21 protein-coding genes are annotated in these 25,094 nt (G+C 62.9%); 13 read left to right on the top strand and 8 right to left on the bottom strand.

All coding sequences use genetic code 11. From position 1 onward, the window contains the following. Positions 1-21: 21 nt before the first annotated feature. The gene (locus ABDB87_RS13210) at positions 22-336 is read right to left on the bottom strand and encodes a YkgJ family cysteine cluster protein (RefSeq protein WP_345927765.1); all 315 of its coding nucleotides are present in this window, start codon (positions 334-336) and stop codon (positions 22-24) included. A gap of 92 nt (positions 337-428) precedes the next feature. Between ABDB87_RS13210 and imuA the strand changes: the two genes are divergently transcribed. The 3 genes from imuA to ABDB87_RS13195 are packed head-to-tail and all read left to right on the top strand — an operon-like array spanning position 429 to position 5,768. After that, positions 429-1,160, top strand: coding sequence for a translesion DNA synthesis-associated protein ImuA (imuA, locus tag ABDB87_RS13205; RefSeq protein WP_345927763.1), 732 nt, complete (start codon positions 429-431; stop codon positions 1,158-1,160). Next, positions 1,161-2,582 carry a Y-family DNA polymerase gene (locus ABDB87_RS13200; protein WP_345927761.1) on the top strand — a complete coding sequence of 474 codons (1,422 nt, stop codon included), beginning with the start codon at positions 1,161-1,163 and terminating at the stop codon, positions 2,580-2,582. A gap of 6 nt (positions 2,583-2,588) precedes the next feature. Then, positions 2,589-5,768: an error-prone DNA polymerase gene (locus ABDB87_RS13195; RefSeq protein ID WP_345927759.1), complete on the top strand. Its 3,180-nt coding sequence runs from the start codon at positions 2,589-2,591 to the stop codon at positions 5,766-5,768. Between the two features lie 53 nt (positions 5,769-5,821). Here the strand turns inward: ABDB87_RS13195 and ABDB87_RS13190 are convergent, their stop codons facing one another. Continuing rightward, positions 5,822-7,393, bottom strand: coding sequence for an inorganic phosphate transporter (locus tag ABDB87_RS13190; protein WP_345927757.1), 1,572 nt, complete (start codon positions 7,391-7,393; stop codon positions 5,822-5,824). 287 nt (positions 7,394-7,680) lie between these two features. Here ABDB87_RS13190 and ABDB87_RS13185 point away from each other — a divergent pair, with 287 nt between their 5' ends. From ABDB87_RS13185 to ABDB87_RS13150, 8 genes are all read left to right on the top strand, one after another. Next, complete coding sequence (locus ABDB87_RS13185) at positions 7,681-8,367, top strand: bifunctional 4-hydroxy-2-oxoglutarate aldolase/2-dehydro-3-deoxy-phosphogluconate aldolase (RefSeq protein ID WP_345927755.1); 687 nt, start codon at positions 7,681-7,683, stop codon at positions 8,365-8,367. Positions 8,368-8,451: 84 nt separating this feature from the next. Continuing rightward, entirely contained in the window at positions 8,452-9,552 is a 1,101-nt protein-coding gene (locus ABDB87_RS13180; RefSeq protein WP_345927753.1) for a sugar kinase, read from the top strand. Between the two features lie 191 nt (positions 9,553-9,743). Next, positions 9,744-10,253, top strand: coding sequence for a prepilin-type N-terminal cleavage/methylation domain-containing protein (locus tag ABDB87_RS13175; RefSeq protein WP_353978387.1), 510 nt, complete (start codon positions 9,744-9,746; stop codon positions 10,251-10,253). After that, entirely contained in the window at positions 10,246-10,659 is a 414-nt protein-coding gene (gene pilV / locus ABDB87_RS13170) for a type IV pilus modification protein PilV (protein ID WP_345927749.1), read from the top strand. The genes ABDB87_RS13175 and pilV overlap by 8 nt, the downstream gene beginning before the upstream one ends. Then, positions 10,652-11,686 carry a prepilin-type N-terminal cleavage/methylation domain-containing protein gene (locus ABDB87_RS13165; RefSeq protein ID WP_345927747.1) on the top strand — a complete coding sequence of 345 codons (1,035 nt, stop codon included), beginning with the start codon at positions 10,652-10,654 and terminating at the stop codon, positions 11,684-11,686. The genes pilV and ABDB87_RS13165 overlap by 8 nt, the downstream gene beginning before the upstream one ends. A gap of 10 nt (positions 11,687-11,696) precedes the next feature. Continuing rightward, complete coding sequence (locus tag ABDB87_RS13160) at positions 11,697-12,230, top strand: pilus assembly PilX family protein (protein WP_345927745.1); 534 nt, start codon at positions 11,697-11,699, stop codon at positions 12,228-12,230. 10 nt (positions 12,231-12,240) lie between these two features. Continuing rightward, positions 12,241-15,081: a hypothetical protein gene (locus ABDB87_RS13155; protein WP_345927743.1), complete on the top strand. Its 2,841-nt coding sequence runs from the start codon at positions 12,241-12,243 to the stop codon at positions 15,079-15,081. Positions 15,082-15,091: 10 nt separating this feature from the next. After that, entirely contained in the window at positions 15,092-15,535 is a 444-nt protein-coding gene (locus ABDB87_RS13150) for a type IV pilin protein (RefSeq protein WP_345927741.1), read from the top strand. A 55-nt stretch (positions 15,536-15,590) separates the two neighbouring features. On the opposite strand, the gene ABDB87_RS13145 is transcribed toward ABDB87_RS13150, so the two are convergent. Beyond that, positions 15,591-16,181: a response regulator gene (locus ABDB87_RS13145; RefSeq protein ID WP_345927739.1), complete on the bottom strand. Its 591-nt coding sequence runs from the start codon at positions 16,179-16,181 to the stop codon at positions 15,591-15,593. Positions 16,182-16,447: 266 nt separating this feature from the next. Between ABDB87_RS13145 and ABDB87_RS13140 the strand changes: the two genes are divergently transcribed. After that, a complete protein-coding gene (locus ABDB87_RS13140; protein WP_345927737.1) occupies positions 16,448-17,479 on the top strand; it encodes a phospholipase A in 1,032 nt (343 codons plus the stop codon). Between the two features lie 8 nt (positions 17,480-17,487). Here ABDB87_RS13140 and ABDB87_RS13135 read toward each other — a convergent pair whose 3' ends face one another. Beyond that, the gene (locus ABDB87_RS13135) at positions 17,488-18,171 is read right to left on the bottom strand and encodes an alpha/beta hydrolase (protein WP_345927734.1); all 684 of its coding nucleotides are present in this window, start codon (positions 18,169-18,171) and stop codon (positions 17,488-17,490) included. Between the two features lie 302 nt (positions 18,172-18,473). On the opposite strand from ABDB87_RS13135, the gene ABDB87_RS13130 reads away from it, so the two are divergent. Beyond that, positions 18,474-20,501 carry an NPCBM/NEW2 domain-containing protein gene (locus ABDB87_RS13130; protein ID WP_345927732.1) on the top strand — a complete coding sequence of 676 codons (2,028 nt, stop codon included), beginning with the start codon at positions 18,474-18,476 and terminating at the stop codon, positions 20,499-20,501. Here the strand turns inward: ABDB87_RS13130 and ABDB87_RS13125 are convergent. The 4 genes from ABDB87_RS13125 to ABDB87_RS13110 form a co-directional block, all read right to left on the bottom strand. Beyond that, positions 20,475-22,145 carry an NPCBM/NEW2 domain-containing protein gene (locus tag ABDB87_RS13125; protein WP_345927730.1) on the bottom strand — a complete coding sequence of 557 codons (1,671 nt, stop codon included), beginning with the start codon at positions 22,143-22,145 and terminating at the stop codon, positions 20,475-20,477. The two genes, ABDB87_RS13130 and ABDB87_RS13125, sit on opposite strands and share 27 nt — an antisense overlap. A gap of 91 nt (positions 22,146-22,236) precedes the next feature. Next, positions 22,237-23,208 carry a glycosyltransferase family 2 protein gene (locus ABDB87_RS13120; RefSeq protein ID WP_345927728.1) on the bottom strand — a complete coding sequence of 324 codons (972 nt, stop codon included), beginning with the start codon at positions 23,206-23,208 and terminating at the stop codon, positions 22,237-22,239. Continuing rightward, positions 23,205-23,597, bottom strand: a complete 393-nt coding sequence (locus ABDB87_RS13115) for a GtrA family protein (RefSeq protein WP_345927726.1) — start codon at positions 23,595-23,597, stop codon at positions 23,205-23,207. The genes ABDB87_RS13120 and ABDB87_RS13115 overlap by 4 nt, the downstream gene beginning before the upstream one ends. A gap of 224 nt (positions 23,598-23,821) precedes the next feature. Next, entirely contained in the window at positions 23,822-24,967 is a 1,146-nt protein-coding gene (locus ABDB87_RS13110; RefSeq protein WP_345927724.1) for a pectinesterase family protein, read from the bottom strand. Between the last annotated feature and the right edge of the window lie 127 nt (positions 24,968-25,094).

Here is a 25,094-nt window from a genome sequence, read left to right as displayed (position 1 = left end):
TACACCTTGCCGGTACCAGCCTCAGAGCGGGCCGCGCAGCGGCTGCGCAGGCGGGCGATCGAGGTGGGCGCGTTCCTCGATGCAGGCCAGCCCGCCCATTTCATATTCGCGGCACACATCCGGCCGACGCTCGTAGATCGTGCACAGCATCGTGTCGCGATCCAGCGCCACGCACCAGCCGTCATCGAGCCGGCGCATCACTTCGCCGCCCCATTCGTCTTCATGCGTGAGATGGCGCGGCACGCTGTCGTCACCCATCAGGATCACTTCGAGCTGACAGCAGCAGGCGCGGCATGTGGCGCAGGTGACAAGGGGCGACGCGGAAGAGGGGCTCATGCCTGCATTCTCCCATGCGGGGGCCTGTCTGGCGCAATCTGCGGTGGTCTGCGCAGCGGGGCTGGCATTCTCTGGCAAGCGGAATATACTGTATGAAATTACAGTATCTGGCAGGTGTTGTCGTGACTTCCGCTTCCTCGCTTCCTTCCTTGCAGAATGTCCTGCTGCGGCCTGACGTCTGGCGCGGAGACCGTTTTGCCACGGCACCGATGGCTGCGGTGGCCAGCGGTTTCGAGACGCTGGATGCCGAATTGCCGGGCGGCGGCTGGCCGCGCGGGGCGCTGACGGAGCTGCTCTCCGACGCTCATGGGCTGGGCGAGCTGAGCCTGCTCCAGGCCGCCTTGCGTCAGTGCGCAGGGCAGGCGCCGGTGGCGCTGGTCGCTCCCCCGTATCTGGCCCATGCGCCGGCCTGGGCTGGCTGCCTGCCGCTTGAGCGATTGCTGCTGGTGCAGGCCCGGGGGGCAGACATTGCCTGGTCTGCCGAAGCGTTGCTCGGCAGTGGCGCGCTGGGGGCGATGCTGGTGTGGCTGCCGGTGCAGACCGATACGCGCTGCCTGCGGCGCCTGCAGCTGGCGGCGGAGGGACATCCCGCGCCAGTCTTCGTGTTTCGTCCGCTGGCAGCGGCACGCAGCGCTTCGCCGGCCGGCTTGCGGCTGGTGCTGGCGGGCAAGCCGGAAGGCCTGCAGCTGCGCATCCTCAAGCGACGCGGCCCGCCCTGCAATGTTCCGCTGCTGCTGGAGGTGCCGCGTCCGGTCTCGCGAGCGCGGCTCCTGGACCGCATGGCGCCCGGTGTGCTGGCCGTTCCGTATCCGGTCGAGGCCTGAATGCTCTGGCTGTGTCTGCGTCTGGCGCATCTGGCGCTGGATGTTTTTCCACCCGAAGCGCTGCCGGCCGTGGCGGTGGAGCGTCAGCGCGTGGTTTGCGCCAACGCCGCGGCCGAGGCCGCCGGCGTGCGCGCCGGGCTGGGGCTTGCGGCCGCCATGGCGCTGGCACCGGGCCTGGTGGTGCATGAGCGCCAGCCCGAGCGGGAGCTGCAGTGGCTGCAGGCGCTGGCGTGCTGGGCCGAGGGTTTCACGCCGCAGGTGAGCCTGGCGCCGCCTGACGAGCTCCTGCTCGAAATCGGGGGCTGCCTGCGTTATTTCGGTGGGCTGGAAAGCCTGCGCGAGCGGGTGCGGGCCGGGCTGGCGGAGCAGGGGCTGGCCGCGGTCCAGGGGCTGGCGCCCACGCCGCTGGCCGCGCAATGGCTGGCGCGTGCCGGCATCGAGAACGCCTGCGAGCGACAGGCGGATCTGCGGAGCGTTCTGTCGCCGGTGCCGGTGGAAGTCATCGACGATCTGGATGCCGCGGCCTTGCGCACGCTGGCCTCTCTCGGCGTGCGACGGCTGGGCGATCTGTTTGCCCTGCCGGCTGCCGGGCTGCAGCGCCGGTTTGGTGCCAGCCTGTGTCTGCAGCTCGCGCGTGCCGGGGGTGAATTGCCCGATCCACGGGCGGCGTTCGTCTTTCCCGAGCAGTTTGCGCGGCAGCTCGAGCTGCCGGCCAAGGTTGCGGATGCGGCGATGCTGCAGTTTGCGGCACGTCGTCTGCTGGCAGCCTTGGCGGGCTGGCTGGCGGCGAGGGCTTCGGGTGTGGCGCGCTGCGTCTTCATGCTCGAGCATGAGGATGGCGAGCTACCGAGCCAGCTGGAGCTCGGCTTTGCAGAGGCCACGGCAGATCTGTCCCGTTTTGCCCGGGTGCTGCAGGAGCGTCTGGGGCAGTACCGGCTGCAGGCGCCGGTGTGGCGCATCGTGCTGCGGGCGGATGACGCCGCGCCGCTGGCGGGGCGGGATCAGGGGCTTTTCGGTCAGGAAGCGGCACAGGCGCTGGCGCCGGTCATCGAGCGCCTGCGCGCCAGGCTCGGCGCGGCCGCGGTGCATGGTCTGAGCGTGGTGGCCGATCACCGGCCGGAATGCGCCAGCCGCGTCGTGCTGCAGGCGCGGCCCGGCGCGCAGGCCGATCCGCTGCCTCGCCCGCTCTGGCTTTTGCCGCGCCCGCGCGCGCTGCCCGAGCGGGACGGCGTGCCTTTGCAGGGCGGGGCCTTGCTGCGTCTCGCCGGGCCGGAGCGGATCGAGTCCGGCTGGTGGGCGGAAGGCGAAGCGCGTGTGGGCGATGTGCAGCGGGATTACTTCATCGCCTGCAACCCGGCGGGGGAATGGCTGTGGGTGTTTCGCGATGCGGCCGGCTGGTGGCTGCAGGGGCTTTTTGCGTGAGTGAAGATGAGGCTGCCCGAATACGCCGAGTTGCATTGCCTGTCCAATTTCAGCTTTTTGCGCGGGGCTTCGCATCCGGCAGAGCTGGTTGCCGAGGCACGTCGGCGTGGCTATGCCGCACTGGCCATTACTGACGAGTGCTCGGTCGCCGGTGTGGTGCAGGCCTGGCAAGCCTTGCGCGATCTGGAGGCGGAAGACCAGCGGGCCGCGCACGAGGCGGAGGCTGCCGGGCTGCCGGCGCCGACCGTGTTGCCGCTGCCGCGCCTCATCATCGGTTCCGAGTTTCAGCTCGCAGATGGCTTGCGCTTCGTGCTGCTGGCACAGAACCGTGAGGGCTACGGCAACCTGTGCGCGCTGATTTCGCTGGCCCGGCGCCGGGCGGAGAAGGGGGAATACCGGCTTCAGCGCGGTGACCTTGCGAGCATCCTGCCGGGGGGCGCGGTGCCGGGCTGCCTCGCGCTGTGGCTGCCCGCCGCACAGGCGGCTGAAGGCGAGGCGGAGGATCTGGCCTGGCTGGCGGCCCGGTTTCCGCAGCGCCTGTGGATCGCGGTGGAGCTGCTCTGCGGGCCGGATGATGCGGGTCAGCTCGCCCGGCTCGAAGCACTTGGCATGTGGGCCGGTGTGCCACGGGTGGCGGCGGGCGACGTGCACATGCATCAGCGCAAACGGCGTGCGCTGCAGGACACCCTGACCGCCATCCGCTTGCGCACGCCGCTTTTCGCCGCGGGCAAGGCGCTGTTTCCGAATGCCGAGCGTCATCTGCGCACGCGCTTGCGCCTGGCCCGGCTCTACCCCGCGGCCCTGCTGGCCGAAACGCTGAAGCTCGCGGCCTGCTGCAGCTTTGATCTGGCTTCGCTGCGTTACGAGTATCCGGCCGAGATCGTGCCGTCGGGGCACACGCTGGCGAGCCATTTGCGGCAGGAAACCGAGGCCGGCTTGCGCCGCCGCTATCCCGCCGGCATTCCGGAGAAGGTGCGTGCCGACGTGGAGCGGGAATTCGCCCTGATCGGAGAGAAACAGTACGAAGCCTTCTTCCTGACCGTGTATGACATCGTCTGTTTTGCGCGATCGAAGGGCATTCTCTGCCAGGGACGCGGATCGGCCGCGAACTCGGTGGTCTGTTATGCGCTGGGCATTACCGAGGTCGACCCCATGCGGGCGCATCTGCTCTTCGAGCGCTTCATTTCGCGCGAGCGGGATGAGCCCCCCGACATCGATGTCGATTTCGAGCATGAGCGGCGCGAAGAAGTCATCCAGTACATCTATCGCAAGTATGGTCGCGGCCGGGCTGCACTGGCGGCGACCGTGATCCGCTACCGCCGCCGGAGCGCGCTGCGCGACGTGGGCCGGGCGCTGGGCTTCGGGGAGGCCGAGATCACCGCGCTTTCCGCTTCACTCGCCTGGTGGGACAAGCCCGAAGCCCTGCCGGTACGGCTCGCGGCGCTCGGCCTCTCGCCGGAGAGTCCGCGGGTTCGGAAATGGATCGCCCTGAGTCAGGCGATCCGCCTGTTTCCACGCCATCTCTCCCAGCATGTGGGCGGCTTCGTGATTTCGCAGGGGCCCCTGTCGCGCCTGGTGCCGGTCGAGAACGCTGCCATGCCGGATCGTACGGTGATCCAGTGGGACAAGGATGACCTCGAATCCCTCGGCCTGCTCAAGGTGGATGTGCTGGCACTGGGCATGCTCACGGTGATCCGCAAGGCGCTGGCCATGGTCTCGCAACGGAGGGGGCGGGTGATGACCATGGCCGATATCCCGCCGCGCGATGCGCCGACCTTCGACATGATCTGCGAGGCGGATACGGTCGGCGTGTTCCAGATCGAGTCGCGTGCGCAGATGAGCATGCTGCCGCGACTGCGGCCGCGCCACTTCTATGACCTTGTCGTACAGGTGGCGATCGTGCGGCCGGGGCCGATTCAGGGCGGCATGGTGCACCCCTTTCTCAAGGGGCATGCCGAGCAGAAGCCGGTACAGACCATCAGCCCCGAGGTCGACGCGGTGCTTGCTCGCACCTGGGGGGTGCCGATCTTTCAGGAGCAGGTGATGCAGCTTGCCGTGAAGGCCGCCGGTTTTTCCGAGGGCGAGGCCGACCAGCTGCGCCGGGCGATGGCTTCCTGGAAGCAGAAGGGGCATCTGGAGCGCTTCAAGGAAAAGTTGCGGGCCGGCATGGCGGATAACGGCTTGAGCAAATTTGCCGAAGCCTTGTGCCGCCAGATCGAGGGCTTTGGTGAATACGGCTTTCCCGAGTCGCATGCGGCGAGCTTCGCGCTGCTGGCTTATGTATCGGCCTGGCTCAAGCGCCATGAGCCGGAAGCCTTCCTGTGTGCCTTGCTCGACAGCCAGCCGATGGGCTTCTATGCGCCGGCCCAGCTGATCCAGGATGCGCGGCGGCACGGCGTGGAAGTGCTGCCGCCGGATGTGACGGCGAGCGCGGTGTGCTGCCGGCTGGTGCCTAGAGGACGTGGCCGGCCGGCCGTGCGTCTGGGCTTGCTGCAGGTGGAAGGCATCAGTCTGGCGACTGCCGAAGCGATCGTGGCCGCTCGCCGCCGGAGCGCCTGGCGGGATGTGCAGGATCTGGCCTTGCGTGCGGGTCTCGACAGCAGCCAGATGCGCCGTCTGGCCGAGGCCGATGCGCTGACGGCGCTTGCCGGCCACAGAAGGCAGGCGAGCTGGGAAGTCAGCGGCTTGCAGCGGGTGGGCAGCCTGCAGCAAGCGGATCTCTTTGCGGCCGAACCCTCGCCGGAAGCGCATCTGAGCTTTGCTGCGCCGGCATTGGGAGAAAGTGTGGTGGCCGATTACGCGAGCCTCGGACACAGCCTGCGGGTGCATCCGGTCGCGCTGCTGCGCCAGCGTCTGGCGGATCGGCGCTTCGTGCCGGCACGCAGTGCCCTGGGCGCCGGAGATCGCGCCCTGATCCGGGTGGCGGGCATCGTGACCTGCCGCCAGAAACCGGGCACGGCGAAGAGCGTGTTCGTCACCCTGGAAGACGAAACCGGCGTGCTCAACGTGATGGTCTGGCCCAGGGTGGCTGACCGGCAGCGGCGTGAATTGCTCGAAGCACGGCTGTTGGGCGTCTATGGCCAGATCCAGAGCGAGAGCGGGGTGGTTCAGATCATCGCCAGACGCCTGGTGGATCTCACGCCCTGGCTGGGCAGGCTCGATACGACGAGCCGGGATTTCCACTGAAAAGCGGCTTTGGGGCCGCTTTCAGCAAAACGGCCGTGCAGGCCGTTTCGGGTTCAGAGATGGATGCCGTGGATGACGAAGTAGATGCCTGCTGCGAGCAGGGCGGAGACCGGTACCGTGATGATCCAGGCGGCCACGATGCGCATGATCTGGGAGCGTTTCACCAGCTCATTCTTGTAGAGCTTGCGCAGGCCCTTGCGTTCGAGCTTCGAGAAGTGGGCCGGATCCATGCGCGCCTTGGAACGGCGCTTGAGTTCCTTGAGCATCAGTCCCTTGTCGGCGATCGACGCTTTCTCGAAGGCGCGCAGGAACGAGTCGATGGCTTCCTGATCGTCTTCGGGGTGATGCGCCTTGATGTCCGCCACCATGTTGGCATAACGGTTCTTGAGATATTCGCGCAGGAAGCCTACGCCGAACACGCCGCCCACCGCGATGTGCGTGGAGCTGACCGGCAGGCCCAGCTGGCTGGCGACGATTACCGTCAGCGTGGCCGACATCGCGATGCAGTAGGCGCGCATCTGGTCCAGCTCGGTGATCTCGGAGCCCACGGTGCGGATGACCTTCGGGCCGAACAGCGCCAGCCCGAAAGAAATGCCGACCGCGCCGATCATCATGACCCACAGCGGGATGCTTGCAGACTGGGCGATGCCGTCATGCCGGCCGAGCGCGTCGACAATGGCGGCCAGCGGGCCGATGGCATTGGCAACGTCGTTCGATCCATGGGCAAAGCTCAGCAGCGCCGCCGCAAAGATCAGCGGCACGGTAAAGAAGGCGTTTACCCCCCGCTTGGTGTTGGCACTCAGGCGTGCCTTGCGCAGGATGAAGGGGCGGGTGCCGGCATAAGCAACGGCTGCGAGCACGGCGCCGATGACCGTTGCTGTCAGGAAGCTCACGCTGAGAATCCGGTTCAGCCCCTTGAGCAGGAGGTAGGTCGAGAAGGTCCAGGTCATCAGGGCGATGAGCAGCGGCACCACTTTGCCGGCCGCCCCCGCCATGTCCTGACGATAGGTAATGCTGCGCTTGATGACATAGAGCAGGGCCGCTGCGACCACTCCGCCGAGCACCGGCGAAATGACCCAGCTTGCAGCGATGGTGCCGAGCGTGCTCCAGTTGGCGATGTCCATGCCGGCTGCGGCCACGCCCGCGCCAAGCACCGAGCCAACGATGGAGTGAGTGGTGGATACCGGTGCGCCGACCGCTGTCGCTACATTGAGCCACACCGCGCCGGCAAGCAATGCCGAAAGCATGATCCAGATGAAGGTGTCCGGATTGGTGATGCCGGCAGGGTCAATGATGCCGCTGCGGATCGTGCCGACGACTTCACCGCCGGCGATCAGCGCTCCTGCTGCCTCGAACACGGCAGCAATGGCCAGCGCTCCGAACATGGTCAGGGCGCGCGAGCCGACTGCCGGGCCGACGTTGTTGGCCACGTCATTCGCGCCGATGTTCATCGCCATGTAAGCACCGATCACTGCTGAGATCACCAGCATCAGGCTGCTTTCTCCGCGTCCCAGCGTATAGAACACGATTCCCACCAGGAAGAGCAGGGCGATGCCGATCCGCTGCACGGTCTGGTTGTGGTGGCGGGACGCTTTTTGGATGGCGTTCAGGTTTTTCAGATCCACGATTCGGTTCCAGATCACGGTACGGCGCGGATTGTTACAGAAACATGACGTGACGGGCGAACGGGCTGGGCGCCTGCTAGGCTGCCTTTGCACTGAGTCAACAGCGCGGCAGATTCGCTGTGACAAGATCCCGCTGTTACAGCTTCCCGTCCCCCCCGGCGCGGATGTGAGTGAACTTTCGCTGCTGTTCTTGATAGTTCGGTGCTATTGCGGGAGAATTCCGGGTTCGCTGAACGAGACGCCGCTGGCCTCTGTGGCGTTTCCATACATTTCTCAGGAGATTTGCAATGGCTGCAAAAGACCGTATGGCCGTACTGGCCGCAATGATGGATCAGTCGATCATCCCCGTTTTCTACGATCCGGATGTCGAAGTCTGCAAGAACGTGATCCAGGCCTGTGCCAACGGCGGTGCCAAGTGCATCGAGTTCACCAACCGTGGTGATTTCGCCTCCCACGTCTTCTTCGAAGTGACCAAGCACTTCGCCAAGGCAGACCCGTCCGTGATCATGGGCGTGGGCTCCATTGTCGAAGCGCCGACCGCTGGCATCTACATCGCCAACGGCGCCAAGTTCATCGTCGGCCCGCTGCTCAACGCAGAAGTCGCCAAGGTCTGTAACCGTCGTGGCATCCCCTACAGCCCCGGCTGTGGCTCGGCCACCGAAATCGGCGACGCTCAGGAACTGGGCTGCGAAATCGTCAAGGTCTTCCCGGGCGCTTCCGTGGGTGGTCCCGACTTCGTCAAGGGCGTGATGGGTCCGATGCCCTGGACCCGCATCATGCCCACCGGCGGTGTCGAGCCGGACGAGGCTTCCCTGCGCAAGTGGTTCGGCGCTGGCATCGTGGCCTGTGGCATCGGTTCCAACCTGATCACCAAGGAACTGCTGAAGGCCAAGGACTACGCCGGCATCGAGAAGAAGGTCGGCGAAACCATCGCCCTGGTCAAGAAGATCAAGGCCGAACTGGCTGCCAAGTAATACGAGTTGAATCAACGGGCCGACCGGCGAAAGCCGGCCGGCCCGCTGCTGTACACACCCACCCTTTTGAGGAAGAAAAGAGAAATGGCTGAACTCAAGATCAAGTCCGCCGCAGAAACCAAGTGGGACTGCGTATCCTTCGGTGAAGTGATGCTGCGTTTCGACCCGGGCTTCGGCCGCGTCCGCAACACCCGTACCTTCCAGGTGTGGGAAGGCGGCGGCGAGTACAACGTGGCCCGTGCCATGCGCAAGTGCTGGGGCAAGCGTGCTGCCGTCGTGACCGCTCTGCCGAAGAACGATCTGGGCTGGCTGGTTGAAGACTTCATCATGCAGGGTGGCGTGGACATGTCCCACGTCATCTGGCGCGATTTCGACGGTCTGGGTCGCAACACCCGCGTCGGCCTGAACTTCACCGAAAAGGGCTTTGGTCCTCGTCCGGCACTGGGTTGCTCTGACCGCGGTCACTCCGCTGCTTCGCAAATCCGTCCCGGCGAAGTGAACTGGGAAAAGCTGTTCGGTGAAGAAGGCGTGCGCTGGTTCCAGACCGGTGGCATCTTCGCCGCGCTGGCCTCCAACACCGCTGAAGCCGTGCTGGAAGCCGTGGAAGTTGCTCAGAAGTACGGCACCGTCGTGGCCTATGACCTGAACTACCGCGCTTCGCTGTGGAAGAGCCAGGGCGGCAAGGAAGGTGCTCAGAAGATCAACCGCGAAATCGCCAAGTACTGCGACGTGATGATCGGCAACGAAGAAGACTTCACCGCCTGCCTGGGCTTCGAAGTGGAAGGCGCTGACGAGCACCTGACCAACATCGAAACCGAAGGCTTCAAGAAGATGATCGAGACCGCCGTCAAGGCCTTCCCGAACTTCAAGGTGGCGGCTACCACGCTGCGCAACGCCAAGACCGCTTCGGTCAACGACTGGTCTGCCCTGGTCTGGTACGACGGCAAGATCTACGAATCGATGAAGCGCGACAACCTGGAAATCTACGACCGCGTCGGCGGTGGTGACGGTTTCGCTTCCGGTCTCGCCTATGGCTTCCTGGAAGGCAAGGGCCCGCAACTGGCTGTGGAGTACGGCGCTGCTCACGGTGCGCTGGCCATGTCCACCCCGGGCGACACCTCCATGGTGCGCGTGGAAGAAGTTGAAGCCGCAATGAAGGGCAAGGGCGCTCGCGTCATTCGCTGAGCACTCTCCAGCAGTACCCGAAAAGCCCGCAGGCATATGCCTGCGGGCTTTTTGTCGTCTGTCCGGAAGGGCAAAAATCTTGTTGCTTTGTTAAAGTCGGTGCCGGTTGTCAGAAAGGCGATTACATATTTGCAAGCAGGTGTTAACTTATCGCACTGAGGGTAAATACCAACGGGATAAAGGGGGACTCCGTGCGGCACAAGCTGTCATGTGCGAGAGCGGGCGCAGGTTTCACGCTCATTGAGTTGATGGTCACGATTGCCGTGCTGGCCGTGATCATGGCTATTGCCGTTCCCAGTTTTACCCGCCAGATCCAGTCTGGACGGGCCGAAATGGCCGCGGACGGTCTGAAGCGAGCTGTGGCATCGGCCAGAGCCTTGGCTTCCCAGACAGGGCGCCGCACGACACTGACCATCAACGGCGTCGTCACTGATTGTGGTGACAAGGCTGCTTGGGCCATTACGCAAGGCGGTGCTCTTGTCTCCTGCGTGTCTACTACGGACTTTTCAAAGCGGTATGAGGGCGCCACGCTCGACAGCACCGCGAGCGTGACACTGGTCTTCGGCCCCTCAGGCTTGTCTGCCGGTTTGTCCGGAGCTGCTGGCAATCTCGATTCGGTGACTTACCGCTTTGTGTCCGGAAGCGTCCGCAAGGCTGTCACGATTGATGCCGGCGGGGTCGTGGGAGTCAGCGATGCGTAAGCAAGGGAATCGTCAGGCGGGTTCAACCCTCATCGAAGTCCTGATCGCCGTCCTGGTGCTGTCATTCGGCCTGCTGGGTGCCCTCAAGCTCCAAACCGCAGGCGTGAAGCAGAACGCCGACTCCCGTTACACCGTCATGGCGGCCGCGTTTGCCCAGGATGCGCTGGACGCAGTCGGTTTCAATACGCGTAATGACCGGTCGAGCTGGGTTTCTATCACTGCCGCGTCGGTCCCTGCTGCAATGACCGGCAGGCCCGCAGAATGGCTGGCTGCCTTGCAGCGGGATCTGCCAGGTGGCAAGGCGGTGGTGGGCTGCAGCGCTACGGACCGCAAATGCACGGTCAATATTTCCTGGACGCCTCCCGGAGGCTCAGAGGTGACTGCCAATTATGAAATGTATGACTGATCATCGTCGGCAAGCCGCCGGCTTTACGCTGGTTGAACTGATGATTGCCTTGGTATTGGGGCTGATTGTCATTGGTGGTTCGCTTGCGCTGTTTCTCAGTCAGCGCGTGACCAGCAGGATGTCGGGTCAGATGGTTGACATCCAGGCAGAGGGCAGGATTGCACTTGACGCCATGGCGCGGGATCTTCGTTCGGCGGGAGATTTCGGGTGCTGGCCTGTGTCGAACCCCATCGATGGCCGTCTTAACGAGATGGTTTTCGATGTTTACAAGGGTGGGATCCGAGGCTTTGACAGCGGTTCAGCCGTTCAGGCGGCCACCGCCTCACGGAATCTCTACGGCTTGGCAGACGTCAAGGCGGCTTCTCCAGACGATTCCAGTGTGGTGATGCTGACGGGGATCGCCGGCAGCCTGACCAGCACCGCAACCGACATGACCTCCGAGCATGATGATCTCGTTGTGAAAGCGCCGGTTCAGGATTTCAAGGCCAATGATGTCGCGGTGGTCACCGATTGCGTCAACTGGGTCAAATTCCAGGTCACTGATGTCACGGCGGGTTCTGCCGCGGACACGGTCAACCTTGCTCATGACGGGCATACGTCTACGGCATGGGGAGGCGGCAATCAGTTCTCGGCCTTGGGCGCGTCCTTCCGGAAAGACTCGACGGTCGGCAGGCTGGACTCGGTCTGGTGGTTCATCGGTACGGTCGGTCAGAAGAAAGGGCTTTATCGATTCAGCCCGCGGGATGGCACGCCCATTCTCGTCAGCGACAAGATTCTCGGCATGCAGGTGGTCTACGACGTGGATTCGAACGCCGATGGCGTCGCTGACCTGCTGGGCAAGAAGGCCTCTCAGGTTACCGACTGGACGCAGGTGCGCTCGGCCTCGGTGCAGATGCTGCTGAGGTCGTCCGCAACGGTGTCCGGCGGCGGTGCCACGACGGTGACTTCGTTTGCGGGTGTGACGGTGCCTTCCGACAACCACGTCTATATGCCGCTGCAGATGGCAGTGGCTTTGCGTAACCAGTGAGGAACATGTCGTGATTCGTCGCAAGCGTAACCAGCAGGGGGCGGCCCTCATCATTGCCCTGATCATGCTGATTATGGTGTCGCTGCTTGGGGCGGCGGGGTATCTGATGAGCACATCCGAGTCTCGTGCCTCGGCCGGCTGGAGCGACAGGCAACGTGCGCTGTTTGCTGCCGAGGGCGCTCTCAAGGAGGCCGAGAACGCGGTCAAGGACGGTGTTGCTAAACAGGGTGACGTGCGCCAGGCCGTCATTGACAAGGGAACCGGGTACTTTGTCCGTCACGAATCCACCTTGCCGGAAATGAAGACGGCGACGGACTGGACTGATGGCAATGCCGTGACCGCTACAGATCCTCACGGAGGCGGTGTTTTTTACCGCGTGGTGTTTGAAGGCAAGGCTGCTTCGGCAGACGGTACGGAAGAGTTCAAGGCGACGGGCGGGGTGAATCAGGCGGCGAAGAAATCCCGCTTCACGCTCTACGCCAAGGCTGGTGGTATCAAGGAAGGGACCTTCGTGGTCCTGTCTACATCCAAGGAATTCGATTGAGGGGCATGGCATGACTTCCACGACCAAGCGCGTTGGATCCATTGGACTGATTCTGGTTCAGCTGTGGGCGACGGCCGTTTTTGCGCAGGCCAGTTGCCCGGCAACCAGCTCCCTGGGTTCCGTGTTCTCGACGCTGCCAGGAGGATCCATCACCTTTACGGGGGATGCCGGTGGGGCTTGCAACATCACCTTCTACGGCAATTCCGAGGTGAATACCACCACGCTGACTCAGCCGGGCTCCAATTCGGGGAATACCTGCAAAACCTTCATGACGCAGCAGCAGGCGACCTCCAATACGACGACGACCAAGCTTACTTCCAGTGGCAACACGAGAACGGGACCGGAGCTGACAACGTTCTCCGAAAGCCAGGAGACTCTGGTACTTGAGGCCTGGACGAATTCGCTGACGTACAAGACGACCTCAACCGGACCATCGACGACCGTATCGTTCGTCAATGGTGTCGGCACGATTACCACTGCGTCTGGTAGCAAGATCACGGTCGCCATGACCGGAACAGAAAACGGTTTTCACTACTACACCTTGCCCGGCGGAGATTATGGTGAGATTGCCTGGCAGAACATCAGTACCTCTCAATTCGGAGGCTATGTCTTCAGTGGTCCGATCCGCGCCAAATACATTCACGGCAGCAACTGTAATGACTCTGGCTCGGGACACGGCGTGCCATCAGGTTTTGGCGTTGGTTTGAGCTTTGCACAAGACGTTACGACAGCTGATCCATATTACCGCCAGCAGAACTACATCAACCGGATGACACTGGGAGACGGCTGCGCCATCAATGTGGCGGGCCCGGGGCGCACGACGCTGAACATTCTCGGCAAGGAAAGCGTGGCGAGTACCAGCGTGACCGGTTTCAAGCTGGGGCAGTCGAACTCCTGCGTGAATTTCACCTATGCGGAGTGTCAACACCAGAACAAGACCTGGGCGGACATGGAGTCCCAGCATCCAGAGCGCCTGCAGTTCAATCTCTATAACGGAGACTTCGAAAATTCGGACCGCTTGAGTTTTGCTGCGGGTGTGTATGTGCCGAACGGCGACTTCAAAATGACCGCGGCATCAGGAACGTCGATCGTCGGTGAAGTACTGGCAAAAAGCGTCTACAACACGCAGAACAATTCCGGCTCACAGTTCTTTTCGAAGTCGACCGCTACGACCACCCTCCAGACTGCAGCCTATTCTCTGACGCCTCCTGTGACGGCGGGAAGCGTCGTCAATACCGGCGATTTCGTCTATCGTGCCATGCAGAATGACTATCGCGCGGACGGTGTGACACCGGGCACTTCGGGCCACCTCAAGGCCTTCACGCTCAACGCGGATTCCACCCACAGCACGACCCCTTCCTGGGATGCTGCGGCACTGATGACGACAACGCAGCGGGCGTCCCTGATCAAAACCGAAACCGACAGTTGGGCTTCGTCAACGGTTGATTTCCAGACGCTTGGCAGTTCGGGGGCGTGTGTCATCGATCCGACGGCGACCGCCTGCCGCCAATCCAACGATCCGCGTGACCCAACGTCTCTGGTCGGTGTGCCCTGGCGGGTTGTGCCGATCGTGGTCGGGGACTCGGTGCTGTTTGCGACTGACGATGGTGTGCTGTACTCGATCAACAAGCAGACTGGGGCGCTCAATTGGGGCTGGATTCCCCGTGCCGTGCTGAGCATGGCCAATGAAACCGGTTCTGCGGTCACCATGGCGACCCGTCATCCCTGGGGCCAGATCAATGGCATGACCGTCATCAAGTCGGAGTCGGGCACCCAGGTGACGCGTACTTACATCACCGGTACGGCCTTGGGCGGGCAACTGCATTTTGCGATCGAAGTCAGTACCGACGCCGCTTCGCTGGTTCGCGTGGCATGGATTGACATGGTCAGCGGCGAGTACTCGCCGGGCTCGCTGATCCCCTATATGGATAACCGTTCCGGCAACGAAAACAGTTGGCCGGGTGTGGTAGGGCGTCCGTATGGGGGCGCTGCGCCAACCGGCAATCTTGCAGAAGACGGCAAGGTTGCCTATGTGCGCGGCAACAAGCTCTTCATCCGTGAGGTTGACGGGAGTGGCACGGCCCCCGCAGGCGTGACCTTCACATCGGGTTCCGAAGCGCCCGTGGCGGGGGCTTCCGTTCCCGTGCCGACGGTTACCTCTAATCTTGCCTATCGTGACGACTCGAACATCTATTTCGGTGCGGGCGACGGGAAGGTTTACAGCAGCACATCCAGCGGATCGCTGGGGTCGCTTTCGGCGGGCGTGGCCGGTGTGAGTCTGGGGACAGATCCGGTCTGGTACGTAAATACCTCCCGGCTGGTGTCTTCCAGTGGAAGTGCGCTGATGCTGATGGCGCAGACCAAGCGCCGGGTCAATATGCTGAAGTTCACCAATGACGCATGGAGTCTGGTCTGGTGGACCGGCTTGGCAACCGATGGAACGGGCGAGTCGTCTGCCGCGGCGGTGGAGAAGATCACTGCTGCGAGCAGTGAGAATGCCTATCTTTCTGCACCGGCGTCGATTACTTCGGGCGGGGTGGTGCTTTATTACACGACCAAGCCTTCGTCCTGTGTGAGCAACGCCTATGCCTTCGGCCCACTCAAACTTGAAGATGGCAGTTCGGCGATTTCCAATTCGCAGTTCAAGCTCGATACGATGAACTCGCTGACCAACCGTATCGGTGACGGCGAGGCCACGGGGGGAACCCAGGTCAAGATCAACGGGAAACAGGGGGTGCTGACCGGTTCAAGCGGTACTTCCACCTCGAGTGGGCAGACTGCCGCGATTACCCGTAATACCACCAGCAATCATCAGCGCCTGAACTGGCGCGAGCTGACCAACTTCTTCTGACCGGGAAGCCATGAAAACAGAGCAACGCAAGAGCGCGGGTTTTACCCTGATTGAATTGATGGTGGTTGTGGCAATCATCGGCATTCTGGCCTCGATAGCCTATCCCAGCTATGTAGACTCGGTCAGGAAGACCCGCTTTGCGCAAGCCAAGGAAGCCGCCATGCGGATTTCGACTGCGCTCGAACGGCAAGCCTCACAGTCCAATGCCTATCCGACCTCTCTGACAGGACTTGTTCCGGCCGAATATGCGTCAGATCTCGATTGGTCGCGTTTTACGCTTGCGAACAGCAATCGCAGTTATAAACTGGTTCTGACAGAGAAAACCGCTCGCTTCGGCATCTGGGTGGCGATCAATTCGGCGGGCACCAAATGTGGTTGCGCGGGGGCCGGATGCGCTGAACCGACCTTTGCTGCTGATCTGAAAGTCTGCCCGGCGGGAGTCTCCGCTTTCTGATTTGAAGCGATGCATGAATGGCGGCACCTCTTCTGGAGGGGCCGCTCAGTCGTCGTCAGTAGGCTTGGCGGTGCTGTGTCAGTCCGAGCACATCCGGAGCAACTGAGGGCTGCTCTGCCATTCTGAGCGCGACGCGTCTCGGCACGAGGTCTTCGTCGAGCAGGTGTTCGATGCGGGCAAACACCTCTTGGCGGGAGAACGGTTTTTTCATGAAGTCGTCAGCGCCGATACGGGTGCCGAAGAACTGTTCGGTAGCCTGTTCGTTGCCACTGATCATGACAACCGGAATATCCTGAAGCTCCGGGTCGCGACGCAGATGTCGCAGGGCTGCAAAGCCGTTCATGCCCGGAAGCACGATGTCGAGAAAAATCAGCGCGGGTTTTTCGGTGCGGGCGAGTGCCAGGCCCTGTTCCGCGTCCGGCGCCTCAATGACGACGTAGCCCGCCGTGCGCAGGATCTTGCGGAAAACGGCGAGAATGGTCAGAGAGTCGTCAATCACCAGAATCCGGGTTCCTTCCTGCGCATTCTTGCGGGGGCGCGTTCTGCGCTCCAGAGGAATGGGATGGACGTCGGCGACTGCGGCAGGTGCTGCGGGGACCGCCGGTTTGCTCGCAAGGATGTTCTTGAGTGTGTCAAGGATGCTCATGGTGCTGCCTTTCCTGCTCTCAGCCCGGATTCAGGACGGCTGACAGCGATGTCGCCAGGCGCAGACAGGTCATGGGTTGCGCCCGGATTTCGAGCCGGCTTCACGAATCTGAAACACGGTTTATCCAAGAATATTGCCAGCTTCGTTTCGGCACGTCGCGGGCCTGAAGGGCAAGCGGTCGTCCGGGTGATGAGTGGGCGAAGCGCTTGGGCGGACGGCGGCTGCATGCGAGAATCCGGGCTTACAGACGGCTTGCAGGGGTTTGAATGCGGAACGTGTTGCTTGGAATGATCCTGCTCGGACTGGGGCCCGGCATGGTGTGGGCGGATGACGGACGAAGTCCGCAGGAGCTTTCGGATGCGGAGAAATGCCTCCTGCAGCAGTTCGAGAAAGCCTCAGGTGATACCTCGCTGGCTCAGATCAGGGGGGCTTGTGCCGTGCCTGCTCCCCAGGCAAATCCCGTGGAGGAGCGCATCGGAGCGGAACCCAGACCTGCAGTGGTGACGAGGCGGATGCAGGAGGAGGCGCTCGATTTCGACCGGAAGTACGCGATTACCTCACATCGGCCCAGCTACCTCCTGCCGCTGACCTATTCCCAGCACCGGCCGACGAGCTCGGTCTACACAACGGATGATGGTGAAGTGGTGCCGCCGCAGAAGTCTGAGGTCAAATACCAGTTCAGCTTCAAGGTGCCTCTTTATCTGGATGTTTTCGGGAGCGGAGGCAGCCTGTTTGGCGCCTATACCCAGCGCTCGTTCTGGCAGATGTACAACAACAAGATTTCGAAGCCGTTCCGGGAAACAAACTACGAGCCCGAGATCTGGTATCAGTATCCGGTTGCCAGGCCCTTTCTGGGCTGGAATTTCGTGACGGCCTCCATCGGTATCAACCATCAATCAAATGGTCGCTCGCAGCAGGATCTGTCACGCAGCTGGAACCGGATCATGGGTAACCTGATCTTCGAGCGTGACGACTATGCCCTGATGCTGCGCCCCTGGTGGCGGCTGCCGGAAAACCGCTCGGATGACGACAATCCCGACATCGGTCATTACATGGGCTCTTTCGATCTCACGATCGGGCGCAAGTTCGGCCAGCACAGTTTTGACCTGATGCTCCGCAACAACCTCAAGCGGAGGGATAACCGCGGCGCGATCCAGCTGGGCTGGAGCTTTCCGTTGCCGGTTAACAAGTACCTGCGCGGCTATCTGCAGGTTTTCAGTGGCTATGGCGAAAGCCTGATGGACTACAACGTCAAGCAGAACTCCATCGGCGCAGGCGTGATGCTCGCCGACTGGTAAGACCTGTTTCAGTGCAGGGTCGTGTCGTGCGGCGGCATGCCGGCACGATCGAGCTGAACGGTCAGGAAATTGCACGCATCCTTCAGCATCGCCGGGCTGATCGTGTGGCCGGCCTGATATTCACGGATGCCCTGGGCAACGCCGAGTTCGGCAAACAGCTGGCATGCCGCAACCGATTCGGATGGCAGTACGAGGTCATCGGCACTTCCATGCTGGATCAGCAGTGTCAGGTGCTGCATGGCACTGGCTGTTGCCGCATGCGGGGCGGTTGCGGCAAGCAGTCGACCGGCCATGCTGACTGCAGAGCGAATACGTCCCGGCGAGGTGAGCGCGATGGCCAATGCCATGGCAGCGCCTTGGCTGAAGCCCAGCAGATGCACCTGGCGCGCGTCGGCGCCGAGTCCCATGACGAGATCATTGATCGCCTGGATCAGCCAGATCCGGCTGGTCTCGATTTCCATTTCATCGAAGACCGAGTTTTCCGGCGTGCCGGTGCGTTCATACCAGCGGTAGTAGCCTGGTGCCATCTCGTGAGGTGCGCGCAGGCTCACGACGATGAAGCGCGGATCGAAATGGGGGGCGAGCGCAAACAGGTCGTCCTCATTGGCTCCCTTGCCATGAAGCAGGATCAGCAGAGGCGGGCGGTGCGAGGGCGTGAGGAGCGGGTGACGGATCCGGTATTCGAAATTCATGACTGACAGTACGTAGCGTGCTGGAGGCTGGCGGCGGAAGTGAGTATGACACGGGCGCCGGATTTGTCCGGGTTCCGCCGCTCGAGCCGGATGGCGGCTTCTGTCATGGCTTGCTGTGAATGAAGGTCTGCTTGCGGCTCCGGGAGACTCGACCGGGAGGGCGGGCGCTGGCTGACGCTGCCCGACAGGCTTCCGACGGGAGGATGCTGCCTGCCGGCGGATCATCGGCGGGCTACCGGTGGCTGTACGACAGAAGAGCGTATGCTTCCTGCATTTTCGTGGTCAGTGAGTGATGAGAGAGCATGAATCGATGGGTGCAGCGTCTGTGGCGTCAGCGGACCGTTGTCGCACTGCTGGCGGCGGGGATGGCCCTGCGTCTGCTCTGGCTGGGCGACGTGCCGGGAGGGCTGAACCAGGATGAGGCCTCGATCGGCTATGACGCATGGGCCATCCTTCATCATGGCATCGACCGCAATGGACATTCCTGGCCCGTCCATCTGGTGGCTTGGGGAAGCGGCCAGAACGCCCTATATGCCTATCTGGCCATGCCGTTTCTGGCGTTCTTCGGGCTGACGGTATCCAGCCTCCGGATGCTGGCCGGAGCCTTGGGAGTCATGGCGCTGCTGCTGTTCTACGATCTGGGGCGCAGGGCAGATCGGGAGATGGGCTGGTGTGCGCTGCTGCTGCTCGTTACCAGTCCCTGGCACATTCTCGCTTCACGCTGGGCTTTGGAATCGAACATCCTTCCCGTGGTGGTGCTCGCCGCAGTCTGCCTGCTTGCCAGAAGCACTCCCTCACGGACGGCTTGCTTGCCCGCAGGATGTGTCGTGCTGACGCTGGCCGTCTACGCTTACGGGCCGGCCTATCTTTTCGCGCCCCTGTTCCTGGCAGGATCCCTCTGGGTGCTCTGGCGCGAGCGGGCCTTCACCGCAGGGCAGTTCGGAGTCAGCCTGTTGTGCGCGGGGCTGGTGGCCTTGCCGATGCTCGGATTCCTGCTCAACAACGCGCTGGGCTCGGGCGACCTTCAGGTCGGCCCCTTCTCGCTGCCGAAATACCCAGGGCCTGCACGTTACGGCAGCATTTTCCTGCCTTTCGCGGAGGGCGGTCTGGCGCGCACGCTGGACAATGCCCGTACGGTGCTTGCGCTCATGTTTGCCGGTGCGGACGACGGAATGCCCGCCAACGCGATTCCGGGCTGGGGCGCACATTACGTCTGGTTGCTGCCTTTTGGCTGTTGGGGCCTGATCCATGCGGCGAGCCGGCAAGCAGGGCGAATCGACCGCCTCTTCCTCGTCTGGTTGCTGTGTGCAGGCCTGACGGCTGTGGTGACCGAGGCCAACATCAACCGGATCAATCTTGTCTGGCTGCCCTTGCTGTGGATGTCTGCACGCGGCTTCTGGTGCCTCACGGAGCATCCGCGCCTGGTGCGCGCGGCAGCGGGCCTGTTGCTGTTGTCCTGTCTGCTGTTTTCGGTGCGCCTCTTCGGTGACTGGAACCGGGTCATGTCATCCGCATTCTTCGCGGGATTCCGCGAGTCAATCGAAGAGGCACTTGCCAGGGCGCCGGCCGGTGCGGCCATTGCGGTTACCGACGAGCCCAACATGCCCTACATCACGGCCTTGTTCGTGTCGCGCCCCGATCCGGCAAGCTACATCCGGAGTGCAGACATCCCGGCGCGGGATGCCCCGTTCCAGCAGGTCAGGGGCTTTGGCCGGTTTGTTTTCGGTCTGGGCGATACACCCGAAAAACCTGACTGGCGTTACTGGGTAGCACACCGGTCGGAGCTGGCTCGATTCAATCCGGCGGATTTCGCCCTGTCTGCTCATGGTGAGTATGCCTTTGTCGAGCGCAGGAATTCGCAGACTGCTTGCGAGTTGGGCGTTGCGGCGCAGCGCCTGAGCGGCCAGCAGGACTGGGGCGTGCTGAGCGAGGATGGACCGGTCGGCGAACCCGGCGCCGGTTTTTCAGTGGGGGGCAGGCGTTTTCTGCGTGGTCTGGGCGTACATGGCGATAGCCGCTGGCTGATTCGCTCGCCCAGGCCGATGTACGCGATCCGCGCGCAGGCCGGAATCTCGGATGACTCCGCTTGCTCGGACGGCATGCACTTCGTGCTGGAGGCGGATGGCCGGGCCGTGTTCGATTCCGGTCAGATCCGCTCGGGTTCGCTCATCGATGTCAGTGTTGCGCTGGCAGGCGCGACGGAGCTGGCGTTCGTGACCCTCGCCGGACCTGGCAATGCCTGCGATCACGGCAACTGGCTGGCGCCGGTGATCAGTCTTTGCGCCAGGGATGCGCAAATGCGCTCAGCGGGCAATCCTGAAACGCGGTGAAAGCCAGTCAGCGTGATCGTTGGCATTGCTGCCGAGCGGATCGACAACCAGCTGAAGCGAATGTCCGCCGCGTACGTCGATGTCCGCAGACACTGCGCCAGCCCCGGCTGCAAGCCGGCCGCTGCTCCAGAGGGTGCGGCCATCAAGGCGGATGAAGAACGAGACCTCGCCTCCGCTGGTCTCGTCATCCAGGCCAGCCTGTGTCGAGAAGCGCTCGGCTCCGGGTGGCACCGGAATCGTGATCACCGATTCTGCATGGGTTCCGAACCCCCGGGCATGGCGCTGGCCTGCCACCACCAGCATCCTGCTGTCCACGCTGCTGCCGGTCTGCAAGTCACCCCAGGCCTGGCTGTAGGTTCGCCCGGGGATGCGGGTGGCGTCGAGCCAGCCCTCATGATCGGGCAGACGCAGTCGGACCTGCCAGCTGATCGTGAGCGCCCAGATGGCAATGGCCAGGATCCACCATGGCGTCAGCGGAAGGCGTGCCAGCAGCGCGCTGGCTGCATTGAACGCGGCGGGTTTGCCGACCATGAGGCGCACGGCGAGCCCCAGGGTCAGTGCGGCAAACAGGTAGGGCAGTGCACCGCCTGACGGATGCAGCACGAAGCACATGTTGGCGAAGCAGAGTACCGAGAGCCAGAGGGCCGCCGTGCGGAAGGCTGAAAATCGGCTGGCAGCGATCAGCGCAATGCTCACTGCCGGGAAAAGGTAGCGTTCGTGCATGCCCGGCAGCAGCAGGAAGAATCCGAGGGCACTCAGGATGGCGTTACGCCAGTGCAGCGAGGCATCACGGCGTCGCAGCCCGCTGATGAACAGCCAGAGGCTCCACAGGCCGAACAGCGCGATGCCCAGATGCTTGGGGGTCAGGAGTACTCGCCAGCCGGTTGGCGAGACCGCCAGATCCAGCAGATAGAGATTGTCGGGCCGAGTATCGAGTCCCGCGAGCTGCCAGAGATTGTTTGCGTGGTAGGTGGCGTAGGGGTAAAGGCTGGAGGCCTGGATGTAGGTCTGGCGGAACATCGAGCCCAGGCTGTTTGCAAGCAGGTAGGGCAGAAGCAGCAGGCCTGCCGCCAGCGCGGCGGGCAGCAGTCCCAGCCAGAGACGGCGGCTTTTCCGGTGATGCCAGAGCAGCGGAGCGACCGCTGGCGCAACGCAGATGGCCTGGAACTTGGTCAGCAGGGCGATGCACAGCACCGGCATCACCAGTACCAGATAACGCGCTTCAATCAGCGCGTAGAGGCTCAGCACCAGGAACAGGCTGAAAATCATGTCGACCTGCCCCCACACCGGCCCGTTCATCAGGATCGCCGGATTCAGTGCAAGCAGTGCCATGACCTGCTGCCAGGTCCTGTCGTCGGCGCGTGTCTTGTTCAGGCAGTGATGGGCCAGCAGCAGCGCGAGCACGTGCGCGAGCGCGACGGGCGCGGTGACAAGGCTGCGCAGCAGCAGGCCATTTTCCGGCACGAGTTGCAGGCTCTCGTGAAAGCGCGCCACCAGCCACAGCCAGAACATATAGACCGGCGGGTAGTTGGCATCCAGTCCGGCAAAGCCGCGTTTCTGAAGCTGCCCGATCCAGTCGATCCAGTAGTTGATGTCACCGTCATAGGCGTTTGCCGAGCACAGCAGCAGGTTGAGCACTGCCACGCACAGCAGCCATGGACCCGGAGCTCGGGCGCACGCACTGCCTGCGGCCAACGGTGTCCTGCCTGACGCTGCCGTCATCCGCTCTGATGCCTCAGCCCTGGCTGCGTTCGACGAAACTGCCGCCGATGCAGGTGTCGACATGGAAACGGGGGCGCTGCTTGGTCTCCATGTAGATCTTGGCGATGTACTCACCGATGATGCCCAGGCTCAGCAGCTGGACGCCGCCCAGGAAGTACATGGGGACCACGGTCGAGGCCCAGCCGATCTCGGCGTTGTGGATCAGCAGCTTGACCGCGAGCGCCCAGATGGCAAGTGCCAGGCTGCCCAGCGATACGAGAAAGCCGACTGTGGTGATCAGGCGCAGCGGTGCAGTGGAGAAGGAGGTGATGCCTTGCCAGGCGAATGAAAGCATCTTGCTCAGCGGGTACTTCGATTCTCCGGCAAAGCGCTCTGCGCGGTCGTATTCGACGATGGCACTCTTGTAGCCCAGCAGACGGACAAGCCCGCGCAGGAAGAGATTGACCTCGCGATATTCCGCCAGGGATTCGAGCGCGCGGCGGCTCAGCAGGCGATAGTCCGCATGGTTGAAGACCACATCCACCTTCATGGCTGCCATCAGCTTGTAGTAACCCTCGGCAGTGAAACGCTTGAAGAAGGTGTCGGTGTCACGGCGCTTCCTGACGCCATAGACGATTTCGCAGCCGTCACGGTAGTGGCGAACCATCTGCGGGATCACGTCGAGATCATCTTGCAGGTCGGCGTCGACGCTGATGAGCAGGTCGCCCGGAGCGGTCATGAGGCCGCAGAGCAGCGCATTCTGGTGGCCGCGGTTGCGGCTGAGGCGGATGCCGCAGACTTCTACGTGTTGCGCCGACAGCGATTCGATCAGGGACCAGGTCCGGTCGCGACTGCCGTCGTCCACATAGAAGATCGCGCTGCGTTCGCTGATCAGGCCTTCTTCACGCATGCCTGCCAGGAGCGGAATCAGCCGCGAGGTGGTTTCCTGCAGCACTTCTTCCTCGTTGTAGCAGGGGATGACGAGGCCAAGAGTCGGAAGGGTCATGATGGATGTCTCGTTCTGAACGCCCAGAGCGCGTTGATGAAATAGTTCCAGACCAGCACGCAGGCGGTCGCCAGAATCTGGGCGAGGGCAATCGGCAAGCCAAGGTGGATCAGCCCCAGCAGCACGAGCTGGTTGATGCCCAGCCCGGCCAGCGCGGTGGCCAGGAAACGGGGCAGGCTGTGTGCGTGGCGGTGCCGACCGGCGAAAGTGAATCGCGCATTGGCCCAGTAGTTGTAGAGCGTGCTCAGGCTGTAGCCGGCGGCCGAGCCGGTACCGGGCGCGAACCCGAGCAGGCCGACAAGCAGCGCCATGATCAGGTAATGCAGGGCGGTTGCCGAGCCGCCGACAAGGAGGAAACGCAGGAAGCTGCGACTGCTGATCTGATTCATGCCGAATTGCGTGCGATCCGCAAAGCGCAGGGCTTGCGAGCCGTTGTCCAGAGCCTGTGGGTTTGCCCTTCCGGGTGGTAGGGCATCATAACTTTGCAGGCGCCTTGCGCCTTCGTCCTGCCGTCGCGATCCGGCTGCCGGTCATGCCCCGAGTTGCATATTTGCGAAAAAAGGCCTGGCGTTTGCAGATCGCCAGGCCAAGGGCTGCATTGCTGCAGGAGGAGTCAGTTGCCGCTACCGGTGCCGCTGTTGTTGTATTCCCAGAAGCGGGCGGTGGAGGTGCTGTAGGCAGCGCCATTGGTGCCCGCCGCCCACGGATCGGCGATGCGGACGTGTGCGCCGATGGCAGTGTCGCGAATCACCAGTTGCCCCTTGGCTCCGGACTCGGCCCAGTTGCGGCCCAGATAGGTTTTGCCGGTGCCGGCGCTGCCGGTGTAATTCAGCGTGCTGCTGATCACGAGGAAGCCGTAGGTATTGGTCGATTGGGTGCTGGGCGCGAAGATGTAACTGGTGGCAGAGGAGCCGAGCCGGGATCCGTAATACTGGATCGTGCAGCCATAGAACGCTGCTGTGCCGTGACCGAAGATGAAGTCCACATCGCCTTTCACGAAACTCGACTTGAAGAAGGCGCGGATGACGCTGGTATAGCTGTTGGCGCCGATATAGAGCGTGTCCTGATTGCCGATGACCTGCACGTTCTCGAAGATCGCCTTGTCCCCGCGTACCGAGAGCGCGATCGCCGCCTGATTGCTGCCGCTGTAGGTGCCTTCGACATAGCTGTTGGTGAAGGTCAGGTTGCGGGCACGGAAATCCTTGGCATTCACATGGAATGTGGCGCTGCTGGCTGTGCCGATCGTGGTGGCCGAGGCGTTGCTGGTGCAGGGGTGGGTGGCGGTGCCGGACGACTTCGGTGTGAGATTCGAGTTGCCGTAGGTGACCACCGTGTTGGCCGCGGTCGCATCCAGTCCGTAGAGCGTGATGGGAGGAGCGGAAGAGGGCACGCAGACTACCTCGTTGTAGGTGCCTGCCTTGACGCTGATGTACTTGCGTGTGCTGCCGCCGGCGGCGACGGCCGCGTTGATGGCAGCCTGGATCGTCTTGTAGCCGGCACTGCCGTCCGCTGCCACGGTGTAATTGGCGGTGAAGCCGCTGATGGCGCCGACGCCACCGGTGGGGTCCCAGTTATCGGTGGCAAGTGCTCCGATCGTGCCGGCCTGGGCCATGTATTTCGAGATGGTGTAGCTGGCTGCCGCGCTGCTGGTAAGTTGCGGGCGGGCGGTAGTGCTGCTGACGGCGAAGGCGAACGGGCTGGCCAGCAGACTGGCAGCCGCGAGCGCCAGCACGCCGGACAGGCGGTGGCTTGATTGCATGTTTGTCTCCAAAGTCCGTGAATCAGATCGTCGGCCCTTGTGGCGGGCTCTGCGTGCCGGATGTTTCCGGTCACATGATTCTAGTCAGCTTGTTTGCCGGATGCCAATCCGCAGTGCAGCACAATCC

It is taken from the genome of Uliginosibacterium paludis (assembly GCF_039631355.1).
GTDB classification, from domain to species: domain Bacteria; phylum Pseudomonadota; class Gammaproteobacteria; order Burkholderiales; family Rhodocyclaceae; genus Uliginosibacterium; species Uliginosibacterium paludis.
The sequence above is the reverse complement of the archived record's forward strand: the minus strand, read 5'-3'. Positions and strand labels throughout refer to the sequence as shown.

Excerpts from the sequence above, each read along its gene's own strand:
- ABDB87_RS13140 (WP_345927737.1), top strand. The coding sequence starts at position 16,448 with ATGCGGAACGTGTTGCTTGGAATGATCCTGCTCGGACTGGGGCCCGGC.
- ABDB87_RS13210 (WP_345927765.1), bottom strand. The coding sequence starts at position 336 with ATGAGCCCCTCTTCCGCGTCGCCCCTTGTCACCTGCGCCACATGCCGC.
- ABDB87_RS13155 (WP_345927743.1), top strand. The coding sequence starts at position 12,241 with ATGACTTCCACGACCAAGCGCGTTGGATCCATTGGACTGATTCTGGTT.
- ABDB87_RS13145 (WP_345927739.1), bottom strand. The coding sequence starts at position 16,181 with ATGAGCATCCTTGACACACTCAAGAACATCCTTGCGAGCAAACCGGCG.
- pilV (WP_345927749.1), top strand. The coding sequence starts at position 10,246 with ATGCGTAAGCAAGGGAATCGTCAGGCGGGTTCAACCCTCATCGAAGTC.
- ABDB87_RS13130 (WP_345927732.1), top strand. The coding sequence starts at position 18,474 with ATGAATCGATGGGTGCAGCGTCTGTGGCGTCAGCGGACCGTTGTCGCA.
- ABDB87_RS13110 (WP_345927724.1), bottom strand. The coding sequence starts at position 24,967 with ATGCAATCAAGCCACCGCCTGTCCGGCGTGCTGGCGCTCGCGGCTGCC.
- ABDB87_RS13195 (WP_345927759.1), top strand. The coding sequence starts at position 2,589 with ATGAGGCTGCCCGAATACGCCGAGTTGCATTGCCTGTCCAATTTCAGC.
- ABDB87_RS13185 (WP_345927755.1), top strand. The coding sequence starts at position 7,681 with ATGGCTGCAAAAGACCGTATGGCCGTACTGGCCGCAATGATGGATCAG.
- ABDB87_RS13135 (WP_345927734.1), bottom strand. The coding sequence starts at position 18,171 with ATGAATTTCGAATACCGGATCCGTCACCCGCTCCTCACGCCCTCGCAC.
- ABDB87_RS13120 (WP_345927728.1), bottom strand. The coding sequence starts at position 23,208 with ATGACCCTTCCGACTCTTGGCCTCGTCATCCCCTGCTACAACGAGGAA.
- ABDB87_RS13115 (WP_345927726.1), bottom strand. The coding sequence starts at position 23,597 with ATGAATCAGATCAGCAGTCGCAGCTTCCTGCGTTTCCTCCTTGTCGGC.
- imuA (WP_345927763.1), top strand. The coding sequence starts at position 429 with ATGAAATTACAGTATCTGGCAGGTGTTGTCGTGACTTCCGCTTCCTCG.
- ABDB87_RS13200 (WP_345927761.1), top strand. The coding sequence starts at position 1,161 with ATGCTCTGGCTGTGTCTGCGTCTGGCGCATCTGGCGCTGGATGTTTTT.
- ABDB87_RS13150 (WP_345927741.1), top strand. The coding sequence starts at position 15,092 with ATGAAAACAGAGCAACGCAAGAGCGCGGGTTTTACCCTGATTGAATTG.
- ABDB87_RS13165 (WP_345927747.1), top strand. The coding sequence starts at position 10,652 with ATGACTGATCATCGTCGGCAAGCCGCCGGCTTTACGCTGGTTGAACTG.
- ABDB87_RS13180 (WP_345927753.1), top strand. The coding sequence starts at position 8,452 with ATGGCTGAACTCAAGATCAAGTCCGCCGCAGAAACCAAGTGGGACTGC.